This is a genomic window from Stappia sp. TSB10GB4 (assembly GCF_900185745.1).
In the GTDB taxonomy this organism is placed as follows: domain Bacteria; phylum Pseudomonadota; class Alphaproteobacteria; order Rhizobiales; family Stappiaceae; genus Stappia.
This window is the reverse complement of record NZ_FYAV01000036.1, coordinates 61917-81289: the sequence shown is the minus strand read 5'-3', so window position 1 is coordinate 81289 and position 19373 is coordinate 61917. Positions and strand designations below refer to the sequence as shown.

Annotated in this window: 17 protein-coding genes; 9 read left to right on the top strand and 8 right to left on the bottom strand. The window is 66.4% G+C overall.

Going from position 1 to position 19373, the window contains the following annotated elements; genetic code table 11:
• Nucleotides 1–92: 92 nt before the first annotated feature.
• Nucleotides 93–1259 (bottom strand): ABC transporter substrate-binding protein, encoded by a 1167-nt coding sequence (locus TSB10GB4_RS06715; RefSeq protein ID WP_186389933.1) that lies wholly within the window; start codon nucleotides 1257–1259, stop codon nucleotides 93–95.
• 273 nt (nucleotides 1260–1532) lie between these two features.
• Between TSB10GB4_RS06715 and TSB10GB4_RS06710 the strand changes: the two genes are divergently transcribed.
• Entirely contained in the window at nucleotides 1533–2042 is a 510-nt protein-coding gene (locus TSB10GB4_RS06710; RefSeq protein WP_186389932.1) for a hypothetical protein, read from the top strand.
• Between the two features lie 26 nt (nucleotides 2043–2068).
• On the opposite strand, the gene TSB10GB4_RS06705 is transcribed toward TSB10GB4_RS06710, so the two are convergent.
• Together TSB10GB4_RS06705 and TSB10GB4_RS06700 are read right to left on the bottom strand one after the other, a co-directional pair.
• Nucleotides 2069–3508 (bottom strand): DUF418 domain-containing protein, encoded by a 1440-nt coding sequence (locus TSB10GB4_RS06705; RefSeq protein WP_186395097.1) that lies wholly within the window; start codon nucleotides 3506–3508, stop codon nucleotides 2069–2071.
• Nucleotides 3509–3640: 132 nt separating this feature from the next.
• On the bottom strand, nucleotides 3641–5980 hold the full coding sequence (locus TSB10GB4_RS06700) for a bifunctional salicylyl-CoA 5-hydroxylase/oxidoreductase (RefSeq protein ID WP_186395096.1): 2340 nt from the start codon (nucleotides 5978–5980) through the stop codon (nucleotides 3641–3643).
• Nucleotides 5981–6191: 211 nt separating this feature from the next.
• Here TSB10GB4_RS06700 and TSB10GB4_RS06695 point away from each other — a divergent pair, with 211 nt between their 5' ends.
• The 7 genes from TSB10GB4_RS06695 to TSB10GB4_RS06665 all read left to right on the top strand — a co-directional run bounded on the left by TSB10GB4_RS06695 (nucleotide 6192) and on the right by TSB10GB4_RS06665 (nucleotide 13946).
• Complete coding sequence (locus TSB10GB4_RS06695; RefSeq protein ID WP_186395095.1) at nucleotides 6192–6965, top strand: SDR family NAD(P)-dependent oxidoreductase; 774 nt, start codon at nucleotides 6192–6194, stop codon at nucleotides 6963–6965.
• 10 nt (nucleotides 6966–6975) lie between these two features.
• Complete coding sequence (locus tag TSB10GB4_RS06690; protein ID WP_186395094.1) at nucleotides 6976–7551, top strand: MarR family winged helix-turn-helix transcriptional regulator; 576 nt, start codon at nucleotides 6976–6978, stop codon at nucleotides 7549–7551.
• Nucleotides 7544–8413, top strand: a complete 870-nt coding sequence (locus TSB10GB4_RS06685; protein WP_186395093.1) for an enoyl-CoA hydratase family protein — start codon at nucleotides 7544–7546, stop codon at nucleotides 8411–8413. The genes TSB10GB4_RS06690 and TSB10GB4_RS06685 overlap by 8 nt, the downstream gene beginning before the upstream one ends.
• 24 nt (nucleotides 8414–8437) lie before the next feature.
• Nucleotides 8438–9637, top strand: coding sequence for an acyl-CoA dehydrogenase family protein (locus tag TSB10GB4_RS06680; RefSeq protein ID WP_186395092.1), 1200 nt, complete (start codon nucleotides 8438–8440; stop codon nucleotides 9635–9637).
• A gap of 54 nt (nucleotides 9638–9691) precedes the next feature.
• Nucleotides 9692–11344: a benzoate-CoA ligase family protein gene (locus TSB10GB4_RS06675; protein ID WP_186395091.1), complete on the top strand. Its 1653-nt coding sequence runs from the start codon at nucleotides 9692–9694 to the stop codon at nucleotides 11342–11344.
• Between the two features lie 66 nt (nucleotides 11345–11410).
• Nucleotides 11411–11830 (top strand): RidA family protein, encoded by a 420-nt coding sequence (locus TSB10GB4_RS06670; protein ID WP_244293206.1) that lies wholly within the window; start codon nucleotides 11411–11413, stop codon nucleotides 11828–11830.
• A gap of 109 nt (nucleotides 11831–11939) precedes the next feature.
• The gene (locus TSB10GB4_RS06665) at nucleotides 11940–13946 is read left to right on the top strand and encodes an acyltransferase family protein (RefSeq protein ID WP_186395090.1); all 2007 of its coding nucleotides are present in this window, start codon (nucleotides 11940–11942) and stop codon (nucleotides 13944–13946) included.
• A gap of 13 nt (nucleotides 13947–13959) precedes the next feature.
• Here TSB10GB4_RS06665 and TSB10GB4_RS06660 read toward each other — a convergent pair whose 3' ends face one another.
• The 3 genes from TSB10GB4_RS06660 to gstA form a co-directional block, all read right to left on the bottom strand.
• Complete coding sequence (locus TSB10GB4_RS06660) at nucleotides 13960–14178, bottom strand: 4-oxalocrotonate tautomerase family protein (RefSeq protein WP_186395089.1); 219 nt, start codon at nucleotides 14176–14178, stop codon at nucleotides 13960–13962.
• A gap of 29 nt (nucleotides 14179–14207) precedes the next feature.
• The gene (locus TSB10GB4_RS06655) at nucleotides 14208–14609 is read right to left on the bottom strand and encodes a nuclear transport factor 2 family protein (RefSeq protein ID WP_186395088.1); all 402 of its coding nucleotides are present in this window, start codon (nucleotides 14607–14609) and stop codon (nucleotides 14208–14210) included.
• A 78-nt stretch (nucleotides 14610–14687) separates the two neighbouring features.
• Nucleotides 14688–15302 (bottom strand): glutathione transferase GstA, encoded by a 615-nt coding sequence (gstA, locus tag TSB10GB4_RS06650; protein WP_186395087.1) that lies wholly within the window; start codon nucleotides 15300–15302, stop codon nucleotides 14688–14690.
• 221 nt (nucleotides 15303–15523) lie between these two features.
• Between gstA and TSB10GB4_RS06645 the strand changes: the two genes are divergently transcribed.
• Nucleotides 15524–15901 (top strand): helix-turn-helix domain-containing protein, encoded by a 378-nt coding sequence (locus TSB10GB4_RS06645; RefSeq protein WP_186395086.1) that lies wholly within the window; start codon nucleotides 15524–15526, stop codon nucleotides 15899–15901.
• Between the two features lie 49 nt (nucleotides 15902–15950).
• Here TSB10GB4_RS06645 and TSB10GB4_RS06640 read toward each other — a convergent pair whose 3' ends face one another.
• Both TSB10GB4_RS06640 and TSB10GB4_RS06635 read right to left on the bottom strand, forming a co-directional pair.
• Nucleotides 15951–18137 (bottom strand): anthranilate synthase, encoded by a 2187-nt coding sequence (locus tag TSB10GB4_RS06640; protein ID WP_186395085.1) that lies wholly within the window; start codon nucleotides 18135–18137, stop codon nucleotides 15951–15953.
• A gap of 240 nt (nucleotides 18138–18377) precedes the next feature.
• On the bottom strand, nucleotides 18378–19337 hold the full coding sequence (locus tag TSB10GB4_RS06635; RefSeq protein WP_186395084.1) for a succinylglutamate desuccinylase/aspartoacylase family protein: 960 nt from the start codon (nucleotides 19335–19337) through the stop codon (nucleotides 18378–18380).
• Nucleotides 19338–19373: the final 36 nt, after the last annotated feature.

The window sequence follows — 19373 nt, the reverse complement described above, 5'->3', positions numbered from 1 at the left end:
GGACCGGCCTCGTCGGTTGCGCAAGCATTGCGATGGGAGGTTATGGGGCGAAGGTCCCGCCGGGGCGTGCACGGGCCCCGGCGGGAAGGGCGTCAGTTCATTGCGCACTCGCCGACATAGGCATCGACCTTGTCGTCGAAGACCTTTTCGACGGTTTCGGTCGCATACTTGCCGTCCTCGCGCTTGACGGCCTTCACCACATACACATCCTGGATCGGGAAGTTGTTGGTGTTGAAGCTGAAGTCACCGCGCACGCTTTCGAACGGAGCATCCTTCATGGCGGCCATCAGCTTGGCCTTGTCGGCCTTGCCGCCGGCCTGCTTGAGAGCGCCGTCGATGAGGCGCGCTGCGTCATAGCCCTGCGAGGCATAGATGGACGGCACATAGCCGAATTCCTGCTCGAAGGCCGCGACGAAGGCCTTATTGGCCTCGTTGTCGAGGTTCGGTGCCCACTGAGCTCCAGACAAGAGGCCGAGCGCGGTGTCCTGGGTCGCCGGCAGCGTCGTCTCGTCGACGGTGAAGGCGGAGAGGAACGGCACCTGACCGGCCAGACCGGCCTGAGCATATTGCTTGACGAGGTTGACGCCCATGCCGCCCGGCATGAACACGAAAACGGCGTCCGGCTTGGCGGCGGCGATCTTCGTCAGCTCCGACGAGAAGTCGAGCTGGCCGAGCTGGGTGTAGATCTCATCGACGACCTCGCCCTTGAAGTAGCGCTTGAAGCCCGCCAGCGAGTCCTTGCCGGCCTGATAGTTCGGCGCCATGATGATCATGCGCTTGTAGCCGGCATCCTCGGCATACTTGCCCATCGCCTCATGGTTCTGGTCGTTCTGATAGGACGTGGTGAAGAAGTAGGGCGAGCAGGCCTTGCCGGCGATCGGAGACGGGCCAGCGTTGCTGCCGACGAAGATCGTCTCGGAATCGATGATCGGCTTGTAGACGGCCATCATCACGTTGGAGAACACGATGCCGGCGAGGATGTCGACCTGGTCGCGTTCGATCAGGCCCCGCACCTTGGTCAGCGCCGCGTCGGGCTTCAACTCATCGTCGACGACGAGGACCTCGGTGTCGAGGCCGCCAAGCTTGCCACCGGCCTGCTTCACGCCAAGCAGGAAGCCGTCGCGCATGTGTTCGCCGAGGGCAGCCGGCGGTCCGGACAAGGTGGCGAGGAATCCGATTTTCAGGCTTTCGGCCTGGGCGGCCAGACCGGTCAGGCCAAGAGCCGCAGCGGCGACTGCCGCCGTCAACATACGCTTCATCATAGTCTCCCCTCAGGACCGCCCGCAGCCAGACCGTCTGGTCCGTGCGTGCATCTGGATGGCATATCGTCGTTATCGCGGCGGGTTTGCCGCTTCCGCTCTCCCGGCGGCTGGAAATATTTTAAGCCTAAAATATTTCCTCTGTGAAGCCCCGTCTTGCACGGACGGTGAAGTTAAGCATGTGGAAAGCGGAAACCGAATAGGTTGAGGGGAGTTTTCCGGCGGCGATGGGCGCGCTGCGCGCGATCGGCCTGCTCGGAATGGGAGGGCGCGATGACGCGAACGGGATCGGTCTGGCTGGAAACACCTGGACGGTGTGCCGTCGCCCTGTGCGTCTGCGGGCTGCTGGTAGCGTTCGAGACGCGGGCCGATTCCGGTCCCGAGCCTGTCGACACATCGCGGTCGCAGGCCTGTGTCGAGATTGCTTCGGATTTTGCCGACCGAGACACGCCGAGAGGCCCCCATGCAGGCGACGTGGCGGCTGCCGGCATCGAGGGCGCCATCGTCGGCGGGCTTGCCGGGCGGGACCGGCGCGGCACCGGCTGGAGCCCGGACGGCGCCGCGCGCGGTGCGCGCACCGCTGCGGGCATTGCCGCGCTCGAAGGGGTGGGGCATGTCGATGCCGCAGCCTGGCAGGCCGCGTTCGACAGGGCCTACGCGGCCTGCATGGCCGGCGAAGCCCGGCCGCTGACCCGCCGGGAGCGATGCCGCTCCACTGGCGTCGTCACCGGAAGCGGGCAGTCGGGCGGCCCTGCCGTCTCATCGCGCCGCGACTGCGACTGACCGCCCCCGTCTGTCAGCCCCGTCTGTCAGCCCCTGTGCTCGGGTCCCGCGTCGGTGGGAGGAACCGGCCCCTTCTGGGTCAGCCAGCGCAGCAGCCATTCCATCGGTCCCTGCCGGCCGCTGCGCTGCCAGGCAAGGGCGAAGACGATCTGCGCCGCGTTGATGGCAAGAGCGACCAGAAGCAGTTGGTGATGCTCCATCGACCCGAACAGGCCGAAGCCGAAACCATAGAAGAGCAGCACGCAGATGACCGTCTGGCCGATATAGGTGGTGAGCGGAATGCGCCCGACGGCGACGATGGGAGACAGCAGCGACTGTCCGGCGGCTCGCCGCACGAGCAGGTTGACGAGCCCGATCAGGCCCAGCCCGATCAGCAACCTTCGGAGATTGTAGAGATAGGCGTCCCAGGAGCCGATGGACCAGTTCTCGAAACCGGGAACAGCGCTGGTGCCATGGACAAGGAAGCCGACCAGCGCCCCGCCACACAGGCCCGCGACGGTCATCATCGCATAGTGCGATGATTTCCAGCGGCCCGAAAAGGCTCCGAGACGGTAGAGCGCCATTCCGAAGAACATCATCGCGCCGACATCCAAGATGTGATCGCTGAAGAAAAGCGTGGTCTGTTCCTGGAAGGTTTCGGGAGCAAGGTTGCGCACGACTTCGGTATAGCTGGCGAGGCGCTCGTCCATTTCCGCCAGAGCCATACGCTCAAGCTCGTCGAACATGGCCGCTTCTTCCTCGGCCTCCTGGCGAGCGGCGTCGTCCTGGTCTTCGCCATCCTGGCTTTCGGCAGCCTGGCTTTCGAGCCGGCTGTCTTCCTGCGGTTGCGAGCTCCCGGAGGAATCCGCCGGGGTCTCGGACGTCTCGGTCTCGCTGTGGGAGGCCGCCTGCTCGCTCTGCGCCGCCTCGAAGGCATCGCTTGAGATGCGGTCCAGCGACAGGCCGGTCCCGTCCTTGAGGGAGGAAGCAACGAAGATCACCAGCGCAATGGCGAGGAGCGTCCGGCCCGAGACGTTCCGGAAGACGAACAGGAACATCCCCAGAATGCCGTAAACGTAGAGAACGTCATGTGGCCACAGCAGCAGATAGCCGTGAACGATGCCGAAGACGATCAGCCACATCAGCCGGCGAAAATAGAGATCTGCCGCCAGCAGCCCGCCAGGCGCGCGGGCATGACGCTCCATCAGCAGGATCGCGGTCGCCCCGAAGATCAGCGAGAACAGGCCGCGCATGGTTCCGTCGACGAAGATGACGACGAACAACCACGACGCGACATTGGCGACGACCGTCTCCCCCCACTCTTCCGGCAGGGCGAAGGCGACGGTGGGCATGCCGAAAACGAAGATGTTGCGCCACAGGATGCCGAGGGCCGCAAGGCCGCGCAGGGCGTCCAGCACAACCAGCCTGTTCGACGCGGACGCGCTTGCGACCGTGTCGGCGCTGGTCCGACGGATGCGTTGATCCACGTGTGAATGTCCGGAAAGAAGACGTATTGGCGGAATGCTTACTCCCGGACGCGGAGTCGCACAAGCGCGATTGCACGGGGCGCGTCCTGTCGCAGCAGCACGCGCCCCGGAGAGAGTTGCCGATTTTGCGCCCTATTCCGCGGCTTCGCGATAGGCCGGGTTGTGGGTCTTCGGCTTCGCCTTGAGCTTCAGTTCCTTCAATTCCTCGCGAGCCCGCTCCGCGTTGCGCAGGAGCTGGAACTTGCCCGGCTGGTACTGTTTCGGAGCGAAGATGTCGCCCACGCCGTAGTCGCCCGCCGCGCGCAAGGTGAAGGCGGGGTCGGCGAGATGCGGCCGCCCCAGCGCGATCAGATCGGCGCGGCCGGCGGCCAGGATCGTGTTGGCCTGGTCCGCCGAGGTGATGGCGCCGACCGCCATGGTGGCGATGCCCGCTTCGTTGCGGATCTGGTCGGAGAAGGACGTCTGGTACATGCGGCCGTAGACCGGCGAGCTTTCCGGGCTGGTCTGGCCGGTGGAGACATCGATGAGATCGGCGCCAGCCTGGGCGAAGGCGCGGGCGATCACCACACTGTCGTCGCCGGTGATGCCACCCTCGATCCAGTCGGTCGCCGAGACGCGCACGGACATCGGCTTGTGCTTCGGCCAGGCCGCACGCATCGCCTCGAACACCTCGAGCGGGTAACGCAACCGGTTCTCGATGGAGCCGCCATAGGCGTCGTCACGCTGGTTGGTGACCGGCGACAGGAAGCTTGCCAGCAGATAGCCATGGGCGCAGTGCAGCTCGATCATGTCGAAGCCGCAGGCAATCGCCCGCTCGACGGCGGCAACGAAATCCGCCTTCACCGCATCCATGTCGGCCCGGTCCATCGCCTTCGGCGTCTGGCTCTCGGGATAATAGGGCAGGGCGGACGCCGACAGGATCGGCCAGGCCTCGGTCGCGGGCAGCGGCCGGTCCATGCCCTCCCACATCAGCTTCGAGGCACCCTTGCGCCCGGCATGGCCGAGCTGCAGGCAGATCTTCGCATCCGACTGCGCATGGACGAAGTCGACGATGCGCGTCCATGCGACCTGTTGCTCGTCGGTCCAAAGGCCGGCGCAGCCCGGAGTGATCCGCGCGGTTGGCGACACGCAGGTCATCTCGGTGAAGACGAGGCCGGCACCGCCCATGGCGCGCGAGCCGTAGTGGACGAGGTGGAAGTCCTGGGGCATGCCGTCGACGGCGGAATACATGCACATCGGCGAGACGACGAAGCGGTTCGAGACCTGCATCTCGCGCAGGCGCAGCGGTTGGAAGGCGGGAACCGTCGGGCGCTGCGTGTCGACGTCGAGCCCGGACGCCTTGACCTTCTCCGCAAAGGCGCGAGCCGCGGCGTCGACGAAGTCAGGCGCGCGCAGTTCCAGATTGTCATAGGTGATCGCCTTGGAGCGGGTCATCACGCCGAAGGCGAAGGTGACCGGATCCATGTGCCAGTAGCGCTTCACATGCTCGAACCAGACGAGCGACACGTCCGCCGCATGCTGGGTCTTCTCCACCTCCTCGCGGCGCGTGTCCTCGAAATCGGCAAGCGCGTCCGCAATGGTCGGCTTGCGCATCACGCTCTCGTAGAGCGCGATGGCGTCTTCCATGGCAAGCTTGGTGCCGGACCCGATGGAGAAATGCGCCGTCGACTTGGCATCGCCCAGCAGAACCACATTGTCCATCGTCGTGCGGGCGTTGCGGATCATCGGAAAGTTGCGCCACATCGACCGGTTGATCAGCAGCTTGTGGCCATCGAGCTCTTGCGCGAACACGCCTTCGAGAAAGTCGGCCGACTCCTGCTCCGACATCGCTCCGATGCCGGCCCTCCCGAACGTCTCCGGATCGGTCTCCAGGACCCAGGTCGAGCGGCCCGGCTCGTACTGATAGGTGTGGGCGATGAAGATGCCGTGCTCGGTCTCCTTGAAATAGAAGGTGAAGGCGTCGAGCGGCTTGGTGGAGCCCATCCAGGTGAACTTGTTCGGGCGCAGGTCGACCGAGGGGCGGAAGTGGTCGCGATGGGCTTCGCGCACTGCCGAGTTGATGCCGTCCGCGGCGACGATCAGGTCTGCGTCGGGGAATTGCTCGATGCCCGGAACCTCGGCCTGGAAGTGCATCTCGACGCCGAGTTCGCGGGCGCGCTCCTGCAGCAGCAGCAGCAGCGTGCGCCGGGAGCAGCCGCAGAACCCGTTGCCGCCGATCCGGAAGCTCGCATCCTTGTAGTGGATCGCGATGTCATCCCAATAGGCGAAGTTCTCGGTGATGGCGCGATAGCTCTCGCGATCGTATTTCTCGAAGGTCTCAAGGGTCTGATCGGAAAACACGACGCCGAAGCCGAACGTGTCGTCTGGCCTGTTGCGTTCATGCACGGTGATGCGGGCCGACGGGCGCGCCTTCTTCATGAGGATGGCGAAATAGAGCCCCGCCGGGCCGCCGCCGATGACCTCGATACGCATGACCAGATCCTTCCCTGTCGTGTTCGGTTTGCGGGACATCGCCGCCGGCCAAGCCTCGCAGGCCTCCCGACAGGCCGGCGTGCCGCCGATCTCGGGTCGCCGCATCGATGCGCTTGCGTCCCCCTCGCAGATATTTTAAGCTTAAAATAATTCGCGACGCAACGCCGTTCTGGTGGCGCGGCGCCGACCGGAGAAAGGTTCGGGGAGAGGCATGGCGAAAGAGGCTCCGTTGCACGGCCGTCACGCCCTAGTGACCGGGGGAACGCGCGGGATCGGGCTTGCGATCGCCCGCCGGCTGATCGCCGACGGCGCAACCGTCACCATCCTCGGGCGAAATGCCGTGCGGGCGGAGCAGACGGCGCGCGAGATCGGAGCGGCCGGTTTTGCTGTCGCCGACGTCACCGACCGGGACGCGCTGATCGCGGCGCTGCGCGCGTGCGAGGAGATGCACGGCAGCGTTGCGATCCTCGTCAACAATGCCGGGCAGGCGGAAAGCTCTCCCTTCCTGAAGACGCCGCCCGAGCGTTTCGAGCGGATGTTCTCGGTCAATCTGATGAGCATTGTGAACGCCTGCCACGCCGTGCTGCCTGGCATGATCGCGGTCGGCGACGGGCGCATCGTCAATGTCGCCTCGACGGCGGGGCTCAAGGGCTATCGTTACGTCTCGGCCTATGTGGCCGCCAAGCATGCGGTGATCGGTCTGACGCGGTCGCTGGCGCTGGAAACGGCGGAAACCGGGGTGACCGTCAACGCGGTCTGTCCGGGCTTTGCCGACACCGATCTGGTGCGCGAGAGCGTTGCGCGGATCCGCGCAAAGACCGGCCGTGAGGAGGCGGACATTGTCGCCGACATGGTGCGCGACAATCCGCAGAAACGGCTGATCGATCCGAACGAGGTGGCCGACGCGGTTGCCTGGCTGGCGGGCGATGCGGCCCGTTCCGTGACCGGCCAGGCGATCGCGGTCGCCGGCGGCGAGGTGATGTGAGGGAAGAGGGATGGACGAGGGCGCTAGCAAGGACATTGGCGACAGCGAGGCGGAGGCTCCTGCCGTCCTGCTCGATGCGGAGACCCGCCTGCATGGCGACGATCACCGCGCGGAGCTGCGCCTTTGGCTGCGGCTGCTGACCCTGACAAACCTGATCGAGAGCGAGATCCGCTCCCGGTTGCGCGGCGCGTTCGATGTCACCCTGCCGCGCTTCGATCTGATGGCGCAATTGGAAAAGGCGCCGGAAGGACTGACCCTCGGCGATCTTTCGCGGCGCATGATGGTCTCGGCCGGCAATGTCACCGGCCTTGTCGAGCGCCTGGTCCAGGACGGGCTCGTCGAGCGGCGCCCGGCTCCCGGCGACCGGCGCTCCGCCCTGGTCACCCTGACACCCGAGGGACGGGCCGGTTTCGAGGCCATGGCACATGCCCATGGCGACTGGGTCGGCGATCTCTTCGCCGGGCTTTCGGACGCCGACATCGAGCAGCTCATGGCGCTGCTTGCACGGGCCAAGGCTTCGGCGCGAGCGGCCTCGGAGGCCGCTCGCAACGCGCCATCTATCCACAAGGAGCCGTCCAATGGCTGATGCCACCGTTTCCGCCCCGATCGTCGGCGCACAGGAGACCTATCCGATCGCGCTGCCCGTGCGGGACTATCGGCCGACCCATTTCCGTCTCGAGGTGGACGGCAAGACGGCGGTGATCACGCTGAACCGGCCGGAGCGCAAGAACCCGCTGACCTTCCATTCCTACGCCGAATTGCGCGACCTGTTCCGCGCCCTGCAGTTTGACGACGAGGTGAAGACGGTGGTCGTCACCGGTGCCGGCGGCAATTTCTGCTCCGGCGGCGACGTCTTCGAGATCATCGAGCCATTGTTGTCGCGCGACATGCCGGGCCTGCTGCAGTTCACCCGGATGACCGGCGAGCTGGTCAAGGCGATGCGCGCCTGCCCGCAGCCGATCGTCGCCGCCATCGACGGAATCTGCGTCGGTGCGGGGGCAATCGTCGCCATGGCGTCGGATCTGCGCGTGGGAACGGCCGGCGCCAAGGTCGCCTTCCTGTTCAACCGGGTCGGTCTTGCCGGCTGCGACATGGGCGCCTGCGCCATCCTGCCGAGGATCATTGGACAGGGGCGTGCCTCGGAACTTCTTTATACCGGCCGCGTGATGAGCGGCGAGGAGGCCGAGCGCTGGGGCTTCTTCAACCGTCTGGCGTCGCCCGAGGCGGTTCTCGAAGAGGCGAAGTCGCTGGCCGACGGCCTCTCCGCCGGTCCGACCTTCGCCAATGCCATGACCAAGCGCATGCTCCACATGGAGTGGGACATGTCGATCGACCAGGCCATCGAAGCCGAGGCGCTGGCGCAGGCGGTCTGCATGAAGACCGAGGACTATCGCCGCGCCTTCGAGGCCTTCGCGGCGAAGCAGAAGCCCGTCTTCGAGGGCAATTGACGCGCTGTCGTCGAGGAGGATGCGATGACCGACCTGAGCTTTCTCGACTGGCCGTTCTTCGACGACGGACACCGCGCCTTTGCCGCGCGGGTGGAGGCCTTCGCCGCCGCCGAGGTCGAGCGGCTTGCCGACCATCATGACGTCGATGGTTCCTGTCGCAGGCTGGTCGCCGCGCTCGGCAAGGCCGGTCTGCTGCGTGCCGCCGTTCCGGCGTCCCATGGCGGCTTGCATGAGCGGCTGGACGTTCGCAGCCTGTGCATCGCCCGCGAAACGCTCGCCCGCTACAACGGTCTCGCCGACTTCGCCTTCGCCATGCAGGGGCTGGGCACCGGCTCCATCACGCTTGCCGGCTCGAACGAGCTGAAGGATCGCTACCTGCCTCCGGTCATGCGCGGCGAGAAGATCGCGGCCTTCGCCTTGTCAGAGCCGGAGGCCGGCTCCGACGTGGCGGCGCTGGCCACCGTCGCGGACGCCGACGGGCTGGACCATGTCCGCATCTCCGGCGAGAAGACCTGGATCTCCAACGGCGGCATTGCCGATCACTACGTGGTTTTCGCCCGCACCGGCGAGGCGCCGGGCGCGAGGGGGCTCTCGGCCTTCGTGGTCGACGCCGACACGGCCGGGTTCTCGGTCAAGGAGCGCATCGACACGGTCGCTCCGCATCCGCTGGCGACCCTGTCCTTCGACGGTGTCCGGGTGCCCGTCTCCGCTCGCCTTGGCCGGCCGGGGGAGGGGTTCAAGGTCGCCATGGCGACGCTCGACATCTTCCGTTCCACGGTCGGGGCGGCGGCGCTCGGCTTCGCGCGCCGGGCCCTTGCCGATACGCTGGAGCACACCACCAGTCGCCAGCTTTTCGGGGCACCGCTTGCCGATCTGCAAATGACGCAAGGCGCGCTGGCCGACATGGTCGCGGATGTCGATGCAGCGGCACTGCTGGTCTATCGCGCCGCCTGGACCAAGGACATGGGCGCCCCGCGCGTCACGCGAGAAGCGGCGCTCGCCAAGATGGTCGCAACGGAGAATGCCCAGAAAGTGGTGGACCGTGCGGTCCAGCTTCATGGCGGCCATGGCGTGCGCGTCGGCTGCAAGGTGGAAGAGCTCTACCGCGATGTCCGCGCGCTGCGCATCTACGAGGGCGCAACAGAAATCCAGAAGATCGTGATCGCGCGTCAGGCGATCGCCGACCATGCCGCCCGCCGCTCCTCGGCGGCGGCGGCCGAATGACGACCATAGAACGCGCCGGAAACCGGCCGCCCCAACCTTCCACAGGAGTGCCGAATGGCCCGCTCAGCCCATACCGACACTTTCGCGGCGGACAATCTGCCACCGCGTGAGCTCTGGCCCGACTTCATCAACCTGAAAAAGCTCGGCTATCCCGAGCGCATGAACTGTGCCGTCGAGCTGATCGACCGCAGCGTCGCGCAAGGGCGCGGCGACAAGCTGGCGCTGGTTTCCCCGACCGAGCGCTGGACCTATGCGGAACTCGCCGAAAAGGTGAACCGCATCGCCAATGTCCTTGTCGCCGATTTCGGCTTGCAGCCGGGCCACCGGGTGCTGCTGCGCTTTCCCAATACGCCGATGATGACCGCGGTTTACTTCGCGATTCTGAAAGCCGGCGGCATTGTCGTTGCCACCATGCCCCTGCTGCGCGCCAAGGAGCTTGCCGTCATCGTCGACAAGTCGGAGCTCTCGCTCGCCGTCTGCGACCACCGCCTTGCCGAGGAGATGGAACTGACGCGCGGCCGTACCGGCCGGCTGGCGACGATCCTCTATGCCGGCAGTGGCGACGACGCTTCGCTGGAGCGCCGCATGGAGGCCGCTTCGCCGGACTTCGCGGCCTGCGATACCGCTGCCGACGACGTCTGTCTGCTCGGCTTCACCTCCGGCACCACCGGCGTGCCCAAGGCAACGATGCACTTTCACCGCGACATGCTGGCGATCTGCGATTGCTACGCGCGCGAAGTCCTGCGGCCGCAGGAAAGCGACGTGTTCATCGGCTCGCCGCCGCTTGCCTTCACCTTCGGCCTCGGCGGGCTGGTGCTGTTCCCCTTCCGCGTCGGTGCGACCGCCATCCTGCTGGAGCGGGCCGGTCCCGACGATCTGTTGAAGGCGATCCCTCAGATGCGCCCCACTGTGCTCTTCACCGCGCCGACCGCCTATCGCGCGATCCTCGCCAAGAAGGGCGAGGCGGATCTCTCGTCCTTGCGCAAATGCGTTTCGGCTGGTGAGGCCCTGCCCAAGGCGACCTGGGACGAATGGCTGGCGGCAACCGGCATCCGCATTCTCGATGGCATCGGCGCGACCGAAATGCTGCATATCTTTATCGCCGCGCGCGAGGAGGACGTGCGTCCCGGAGCCACCGGCAAGCCCGTGCCGGGCTACGAGGCGAAGGTGATCGGCCCCGACGGTGAGGAAGTGCCGGACGGCTCGCCCGGCCGGCTCGCCGTGCGCGGTCCCACCGGTTGCAGGTATCTCGCCGACGACCGCCAGGCCAGCTATGTGATCAACGGCTGGAACGTCACGGGCGACACCTATATCCGCGACGCTGACGGCTATTTCTGGTATCAGGCGCGCTCCGACGACATGATCGTGTCGTCCGGCTACAACATTGCCGGTCCGGAGGTCGAAGGAACGCTGCTGGCCCATCCGGCCGTGGCGGAGTGCGGAGTGGTCGGTGCCCCGGATCCGGATCGTGGCCGCATCGTCAAGGCCTATGTGGTGCTGAAACCCGGCGTCACGGGGGATGCGGCGCTGGTGAAGGAACTGCAGGACTACATCAAGGCTGAACTCGCTCCCTACAAGTATCCGCGTGCCATCGAATTCGTCTCCGCGCTGCCGCGCACCGAGACGGGCAAGCTGCAGCGTTTTGCGCTGCGTGAACTGGCGGCGGGAGAGAGCGAGCCGCCGGCCGCAAGATCCGCCGCGTCGTAAACGCGAACCGTTGAAGATCGGGACCTGGAAGACCCTATGAGCAAGACTGCCGACACCGCCACCGCGATGCCTGCGCGTGCCGCCGTTCCCTCGCCGCTTGCGGCCCTGCAGCCCGATGGCTGGCCGATCCCGAAAGGCTATGCCAACGGCATGGCCGGGGAGGGACGGATGGTGCTGACCGGTGGTCAGATCGGCTGGACTCCGGACGGGGTCTTCGCGTCCGATTTCCTCGGCCAGATCCGCCAGACGCTGGAGAACGTTGTCGCCGTCGTCGCCGCTGCCGGCGGCGGTCCCGAGCACATTGCCCGCCTGACCTGGTATGTCACCGACATCGACGCCTATCGCGAGTGCCTGAAGGAACTCGGGCCCGTCTACCGCTCGGTAATGGGACGCAACTATCCGGCGATGGCCGTCGTCCAGGTGGTGGCGCTGGTCGAGCCGGAGGCGATGGTGGAGATCGAGGGGACTGCGATCCTGCCGGTGTAACCGCTCGGGCAACGACAAGCCCTGCGGGCTGCGCATGCTCAGCCCGCTTGTGCAGCCCGGCGCCTTATGGAATAGACAGCCGCACCATCGAACAGGGCCTGTCGACCACGTGACCTCTCCTGCCTACCGACCGGATATCGACGGCCTGCGCGCCGTGGCCGTCCTGTCCGTGGTGGTGTTCCATCTCGATGCGAACTGGCTGCCGGGCGGCTTTGCCGGTGTCGACATCTTCTTCGTCATCTCCGGTTACCTCATCACCGGCATCGTCTGGTCGGAGCTTGCAGCCGGACGCTTCACGCTGAAGGGCTTCTACCAGCGGCGCATCCTGCGCATCGTGCCCGCCTATTACCTGGTGCTCGCGGCAAGCTTCCTGGTGGCAGCGCTGGTGCTGATGCCGATGGAGTTCGAGGCGTTCTCCATGTCGGCGCGGGCCTCCGTGCTGTTCGCCGCCAATTTCTGGTTCGCCCAGCGGATCGACTATTTCGACCAGGCGTCGGAACAGGATCATCTGCTGCACCTGTGGTCGCTCGCGGTCGAGGAGCAGTTCTACGTCGTCTTCCCGCTGCTCCTGATGCTGCTGGTGCGCCCTGCCGGCGCGTCGACCCGCAAGGCGCTGTTGCTCGTGCTCGTCCTCGGGGCGGTGTCGCTTGCGGCGAGCATTGCCATGGCGGTGTTTGCACCGCGCGCCGGGTTTTTCATGCCGCACACGCGGGCCTTCGAACTGATGATCGGTGCGCTGCTCGCCCTGTCGGGCGCCGGGAGAGCGCTCTCGCCCATCCGGCGCGAACTCGCCGGAGCGCTGGGGCTTGTCCTGATCGCCGCGTCCTTCGTCCTGCTGTCGGATCGTCTGGCCTATCCTGGGGGCTGGGCACTGCTGCCGTGCCTTGGCGCCGGGCTCGTCATCATCTCCGGCACCGGTGGGCAACCCCACGCCACGTCCGTGCTGCGCTGGCGGGTCAGCATCGCCGTCGGCCTCGTTTCCTACTCCTTGTATCTCTGGCATTGGCCGGTGATCGCCTTTGCCCGCACGCTTGGATTCGATCCTGCCTCGCCGGCAACCACCGCCTCGCTCTTGCTGCTGATGGCGGCGCTCTCTGCGGCGACATGGCGCTTCGTCGAGCAGCCGGCGCGCGGCTGGCGCTCCGCGGGGGCCGCGCGCGCCTTCGGTCTTTTCGCCGGTCTGTCGCTGGCAACGCTCGCGGTCACCGCCGTGGTGGAGGCGACCGACGGCCTGCCGCAGCGCATCCCGCCACGGGTTGCCGGTCTGATGTCTGCGAATGAGGAATGGCGGGCAAGCGACAGGCTCGCCTGCATGAGCCGCTGGCGCGACGAGGGTTTCTCGTTTGCGGAGAGAGGCGTGCCGGAGAGTCCCTGCCGGTTGGGCGCTCACGAGGGGGCTGCCCGGGTGGTTCTGTGGGGCGATTCTCACGCGGCTGCCCTGGCGCCGGGCGTCGACGCTGCCCTGGCCGAGCTCGGGATTGGCGGGCTTCTCATCGCCAAGGCCGGCTGCCCGCCGCTGGTCGATCCCCGCATTTCGGGCTCCGAACGCGATGGCACCTGCCAGCAGTTCACGGAGCAGGTTCTGGACGAGATCCTCGCTGCCCGCCCGGATGCGGTGATCCTTGCCGCCCGCTGGACACTCATTGCGGAGGGCGGCACGGGCGTCGACCTGCGCTTCGCGCCGCCCCCTTCCGCATCGGTGCGCCGCGCGCGCCTGATGGAACTGACGCAGGCTTCCGCGGCTCTCGCTGCGCGGCTTGCAGACACCGGCATTCCGGTGATCCTGGTTCACACGGTTCCCGAACCCGGCATCAACGTGCCCTCGGCAATCGCCGTGTCGGATCGCTTCGGCCTGGCCGAGCCTGCGGGCCCCGGACGCCAGGCCGCACTGACACGCCAGCAAGCCACCCGTGCGGCGCTCGATCAGGCGGCAACCGGCCACGGCTGGCGTGTGGTCGACCCGCTGGATGCGCTATGCGGCGCGGGGGCCGCCTGCCGGATCGTGGCTGCGGGCGAGCCGCTCTATTTCGATTCCAACCACCTGACGGTGCGCGGCGCCGAACTGCTCTCGCCCGGCCTTGTCGAGGCCCTGTCTCCACTGCTTGGCAGGAAATAGCAGGCGCCCGCTGTCACTCCTGTGCGGCGGCCTTCTTCCGGGCGCGAAAGACATCGGTCTGCACACCGGCAATTCCCCAGTTTTCCAGTTCGACTTCATCGATCACGACAAACGTCGTCTCCGGGTCCTTGTTCAGCACATCGACCAGGAGATCGGTGACGCCGGCGATCAGCCGGGCCTTCTGCTCGCGGGTGACGCCTTCGCGTGTCACCTTGATGTTCACATATGGCATGGGTGTCCTTGTCCTTGTCCTTGTTCGTGTCAGGCGGCCGCGTTGCGTGGCCGGGTGGTGTAGTCGAAAACCTTGGCGGCGATCAGCCAGCGTCCGTCGATCTTCACCAGCGACAGGAAGTCGGTGAAGAACCGCTCGCCGATCGAGCTGCGAACCTGCGCCAGCGCTGCATTGGGGCCTGCGAAGGTGATGGCGACAACTTCGCCGTCCGCCGGTTCACCGCGCGAGGCGGGTGAGGGGCGGGCAGCGACGATCGGCAGATAATGGTCCATCGACCAGAAGCGGATGTCGCCGTCGGTCGTCGCCGCGTAAAGCGCGCGGTCGTGGAACAGGCTGCCGAGCAGTACGGCGTCGCTTCGGTGCAGGGCGTCATGATAGCGCCCGCAAAGATCAAGAATGGCGGCGAAGCCCGCCCGATCACTGAAGGTCATCGCGCTTGTCCGTTCTTTCAGGAGCGGCGGACGCAATACCCGCCCGCCGTCCTGGTGTCGGTCCGGTCGGATGGCTGATCAGGCCGCCTTGCGCAGACCCTCGGCCTCCAGCGCCTGTTGGGTGGCCTTTCGCTCGGCGATCCGAGCCACGAAGGCCTTTGCCTGCGGGTACTCATCCAGCGAGAGACCGATGAAGTTGGTCCAGTTCAGCACAGTGAAGAGATAGGCGTCGGCCACCGAGAACGTGTCGCCCATCAGGTAGGGACGACCGTCCGCGAAGATCGGTTCGAAATGCGCGATCCGCTTGCGAACCTTGTCGATCGCCGCCTCGCGGGCAGCGCCTTCTGCTCCCTGGAACAGCGGCGAGAAGGACTTGTGCAACTCGGCTGCGATGAAGTTCAGGTGCCGGTGAAGCTGGGTCCGCTCCCAGGAGCCGGGCACAGGTGCGAGGCGGGACGACGGATGCTGGTCGGCGAGATATTGCAGGATCGCGGCGCCCTCCGTCAGGACGTTGCCGTTCTCCAGTTCCAGCGCTGGGACGTAGCCGTCCGGGTTGATCTCCAGGAAGTCGCGCCCGCCGGCTGTCGTCTTCGCGCTCGTGTCGACGCTTTCGATGTCGAAGGACAGGCCCAACTCGTTGAGGACGATATGGGTGGCGAGCGAGCAGGCGCCCGGCTTGTAGTAGAGCTTCATCGTGTCTGCGTCCCTATGGCTGTAGGTCCGGTTGCATCCGGCCCCGGGGTGTTGCTGCGGCTGTCCGCCGCGTCCCCGGCATCTAGGAAGCTTCGGTTACCTTTGTAAACCAGCAAACCTTGTGTTACGGGATAATGAGATTTCCGATCGGTAACCCCTCCCGGCCGCCCAGGGCTGGCTCCATTGGTGAGGGCTGGATCGACGAGGCTCAGGAGGCAGGCATGGCTTTGAAAATACGCAAGAATCACAGTCCGCCGCCGCCGGAAGGTTGCCCCTTGAGCCATTGCATGGAGATCCTGAAGGGAGCCTGGACGCCGAACGTGATCTGGTGCCTGGCCGCCGGCCCGCGCCGCTTCTCCGAGCTGCGGCTCGACATACCGGCGGTCTCGGCCAAGGTGCTGACGGCCCGCCTCAGGGATCTGGAGAGGAAGGGGGTGGTGGCACGCACCGTTCGCCCGACATCGCCGCCCTCGGTCGAATATTGCCTCACCGATCTCGGCGCGGAACTGCTGCCGGCGATCCGCGCCATTGTCGACGTGTCGCACAAGCTGAAGACGCGCAACAGGCCGGCCGGCGCTGGCCGGGAAGCTGCCGAGTAGGGCCGGGCGCGGTCTGATCCGCACCCGGCTGTTGGCGTACTTCTGTCGTTCAGACGGCAGCGGCCATCGCTTGCCACGTCTGGCGGGCGAGGCGGATGACCACGTTCTGGATGATGCGGTGGCCGGCATCCTGATCGAGCGACATGATCGACTCGGGATGGAACTGCACTGCCGCGACCGGTTCGCTTTCGTGCTCGACGGCCATGATCACCCCGTCCTCGGTCTCGGATGTCACTCGGAACCCGGCCGGCAGCTTGTCCCGCCGCGCGTGCAGCGAGTGATACCGACCGACCGTCACGGGCGAAGCGAGCCCTTCGAACAGCATCGATCCTTCGATGAACGAAACGGGTGAGGGCTTGCCGTGCATCGGGATGGCTAGCTGCGCCAGTTCGCCGCCATAGGCTTCCGCCAAGGCCTGCAGTCCGAGGCAGACGCCAAAGATCGGCAATCTGCGCGCCCGCGCCCGACCGATGGTCGCCGCGCAGTCGAAGTCCTTCGGACTGCCGGGGCCGGGCGACAGAACCACAAGATCCGGCGCAACATCGTGGAACACGCTGTCCGCCACCGGTGAGCGATAGGTGACGACCTCGGCGCCCGTCTGCCGGAAATAGTTGGCGAGCGTGTGGACGAAACTGTCCTCGTGGTCGACGAGCAGGATCTTCAGTCCCTTGCCTGGCTGCGCGGCCAAAGGATCGATCTTGCGTTCGCGGGCAAGCCCGGCCTCGCGCACGGCGGCGCGCATCGCCTCCGCCTTCAACTCCGTCTCCGCCTCTTCCTCCTCCGGCACGCTGTCATAGAGCAGGGTCGCGCCGGCGCGGATCTGGGCGACGCCGTCCTTGATCCGCACGGTGCGCAGGGTCAGGCCCGTGTTCATGTCGCCGTTGAACAGGATCGCGCCGATGGCGCCGCCATACCATGCGCGCGGGCTCTTCTCGTGGCGCTCGATGAACTCCATCGCCCACCGCTTCGGCGCCCCGGTCACGGTTACAGCCCAGGTGTGCGACAGGAAGGCGTCGAGCGCGTCGAGATCGTCGCGCAGGATGCCCTCGATATGGTCGACCGTATGGATCAGGCGGGAATACATCTCGATCTGGCGCCGGCCGATCACCCGCACCGAGCCCGGCACGCAGATGCGGCTCTTGTCGTTGCGATCGACGTCGGAGCACATGGTGAGCTCGGCCTCGTCCTTGGCCGAATTCAACAGCTTGCGGATCTGCGCCTCGTCCTCGATCGCGTTTCGACCGCGCCGGATGGTGCCGGAGATCGGGCAGGTCTCGACCCGCCGGCCGCCGGAGACGCGGACATACATTTCCGGGCTGGCACCGACCAGATATTCGGCGTTGCCCAGGTTGATGAAGAAGCCATAGGGGGAGGGGTTGATTTCCGTCAGCCTTCGGCTGACGGCGGAGGGCGCTGCCGGGCAGGCCTCGTAGAACACCTGGCCGGGAACGGTCTCGAACAGGTCGCCGCGCCGGAAGTAGTCCTTGGCAGCATCCACCAGCCTGGCATATTCGCCGGGCTCATGGTCGCCCCGCCCCGGATCCTCGTTGGCCGGCCGGTAGGCTTCTTTCTTGCCGCCGCGCGGCAGGTCGGCGGTGCTGGTCCCGTCGATCTCGAAGTCGTAGCTTCGCACATGCGCCTTGCGGCCGTAGTGGTCGACCAGCAGGATCTCGTCCGGCAGGTAGAGCACCACGTCGCGCTGGTCGTCGGGGCGCGCGAGGATCAATTCGATCGGCTCGAACTGGAACGCGAGATCGTAGCCGAAAGCGCCGTAGAGGCCGAGATGGCCGTCGTCGCAGGCAAACAGCGCGCTGATCGCCCGGATCACCGAGAAGACGGAGGGCTGGCGCGAGCGCTCCTCCTCGGCAAAAGCGCGGGTGGCCGGCTTGATCCGCAGGGTCAGGAGGTTGCCGTCGCGGGCAAGGCCTTCGACGTCCTCCTGCGCGGCAAGGCAGCGCTCGACCGCCGGCAGCAGCAGAAGCCCGCGCTCGTTCAGCGCCTCGACGCGCACGTCGGAACCCCGGGACTCCAGCGCCATTGGCGGGTTGACCAGCGCCATGTCCCAGCGGGTGTAGCGGCCGGGATATTCGTAAGAAGAAGAGAAGACCGCACCCCGCTCAGCGTCCAGCCGGTCGATCCAGGGCGAGGTGCCCTGGTCGTAGTCGGCGGCCCGCGTCACGACGCTGATGCCGATCCCCCCCTTCGTCACGAAGCTCTCTTCGCGTCCTGTCTGCATGTCCGTCTTCCCTGCCTCCGCTGGCCGCGATCCTCCCGGCCGGACATGACAAAGCCGCCGGCGGGACCCCGCGGCGGCTTTTTGAAACTCCCCGAATGACGTTAAGTCACGCGCTGTCGTTCGCCGCCTGTTACCAGGAGCGCCACCACCAGCCGTTGATCATCGTCGTCATCGTCATGCCAATGTCAGTAGCGCATGCCGGCCCCGTCCGCAACGCCGAAAGTCGCGGGCGGAACGGGCTCACGATCCGGCAATGAGGCGGCCGAGCCGTACGGCGGTCTGGCCTTTCACAGGCCGCCGGTTCGGCATGATCAGCACCGTGCGATCCTCCGGCACCGTCACCGCTACCTCGCCGTCATAGGCGATCACTGTTCCGGCCTTCTCGATCACTTCCTGCCCGACATAGTCCGCCGTAAAGCGGAAGTTGTCGGTCATGATCGTGATCGGCTCGATGATCTCGATAGAGGTCTGCGGCCTGGGGACCGGAAAGCGTGCAAGCTCGTCGGCAAAGGCGTCGGGCGCCACCGCGCCCGTCACTTGCAGGAAGCGCAGGGTGGTCTCAAGGGCCACTTCGGCGCTGGCGGCCTCCCAATGCTGGCCGCATTCCACCAGCAGCGCGTTCTTTTCACTCGCAGGATCGCCGAAACCGCCATAGTCGCGCATCCGCTTGCCGGCCGCATGGCCCTCGTCGCTGACAACCAGCGCCGGCGTTCCGACGGCACGCGCCAGCGCCCGTCCCTTGGCCAGGGGACCGGCGATGTAGAGCGGCGCCGTCGCGTTCTGCATCGAATGCAGGTCGAGCAGGAGATCGACGCTGTCGATGAAGGGGCGCAGCTCCTTCGCGCGTTTGCGCTCCAAGGTCTCGCCGCCGCCGAGCGTTTCCGGCTGCCACAGCCGGTTCATGTCCTCGTCCGCCCAGCGCGAGGCAAACGGGTCCGCCGGGTCGAAGCGGTCATAGGCATCGAGGTTGACAAAGGCGAGGGACAGCTTGCCGCGCACAGGGCGGACATCGTGGCGGAACAGCCAGTCAAGCGCGATCGGACCGCAGAGCTCGTTGCCATGCACCACGGCTGTGACAGCCACATGCGGGCCGGCGATGCCGCTGTCGAAGGTGGTGACGCCCTCGATACCGGTATTGCCGGCGCGATAGGAGGAGATGTCCGTCTTGAGCAGTTCGACAGGAGGCTGTCCGGTGGTCATGGCGTTTTTCTCGGCGAAGTTGAGCGGGAAACGGTG

Excerpts from the sequence above, each read along its gene's own strand:
- TSB10GB4_RS06660 (WP_186395089.1), bottom strand. The coding sequence starts at position 14,178 with ATGCCATATGTGAACATCAAGGTGACACGCGAAGGCGTCACCCGCGAG.
- TSB10GB4_RS06710 (WP_186389932.1), top strand. The coding sequence starts at position 1,533 with ATGACGCGAACGGGATCGGTCTGGCTGGAAACACCTGGACGGTGTGCC.
- TSB10GB4_RS06640 (WP_186395085.1), bottom strand. The coding sequence starts at position 18,137 with ATGCAGACAGGACGCGAAGAGAGCTTCGTGACGAAGGGGGGGATCGGC.
- TSB10GB4_RS06685 (WP_186395093.1), top strand. The coding sequence starts at position 7,544 with ATGGCTGATGCCACCGTTTCCGCCCCGATCGTCGGCGCACAGGAGACC.
- TSB10GB4_RS06700 (WP_186395096.1), bottom strand. The coding sequence starts at position 5,980 with ATGCGTATCGAGGTCATCGGCGGCGGCCCGGCGGGGCTCTATTTCGCC.
- TSB10GB4_RS06715 (WP_186389933.1), bottom strand. The coding sequence starts at position 1,259 with ATGAAGCGTATGTTGACGGCGGCAGTCGCCGCTGCGGCTCTTGGCCTG.
- TSB10GB4_RS06690 (WP_186395094.1), top strand. The coding sequence starts at position 6,976 with ATGGACGAGGGCGCTAGCAAGGACATTGGCGACAGCGAGGCGGAGGCT.
- TSB10GB4_RS06695 (WP_186395095.1), top strand. The coding sequence starts at position 6,192 with ATGGCGAAAGAGGCTCCGTTGCACGGCCGTCACGCCCTAGTGACCGGG.
- TSB10GB4_RS06635 (WP_186395084.1), bottom strand. The coding sequence starts at position 19,337 with ATGACCACCGGACAGCCTCCTGTCGAACTGCTCAAGACGGACATCTCC.
- TSB10GB4_RS06675 (WP_186395091.1), top strand. The coding sequence starts at position 9,692 with ATGGCCCGCTCAGCCCATACCGACACTTTCGCGGCGGACAATCTGCCA.
- gstA (WP_186395087.1), bottom strand. The coding sequence starts at position 15,302 with ATGAAGCTCTACTACAAGCCGGGCGCCTGCTCGCTCGCCACCCATATC.
- TSB10GB4_RS06655 (WP_186395088.1), bottom strand. The coding sequence starts at position 14,609 with ATGACCTTCAGTGATCGGGCGGGCTTCGCCGCCATTCTTGATCTTTGC.
- TSB10GB4_RS06670 (WP_244293206.1), top strand. The coding sequence starts at position 11,411 with ATGCCTGCGCGTGCCGCCGTTCCCTCGCCGCTTGCGGCCCTGCAGCCC.
- TSB10GB4_RS06680 (WP_186395092.1), top strand. The coding sequence starts at position 8,438 with ATGACCGACCTGAGCTTTCTCGACTGGCCGTTCTTCGACGACGGACAC.
- TSB10GB4_RS06645 (WP_186395086.1), top strand. The coding sequence starts at position 15,524 with ATGGCTTTGAAAATACGCAAGAATCACAGTCCGCCGCCGCCGGAAGGT.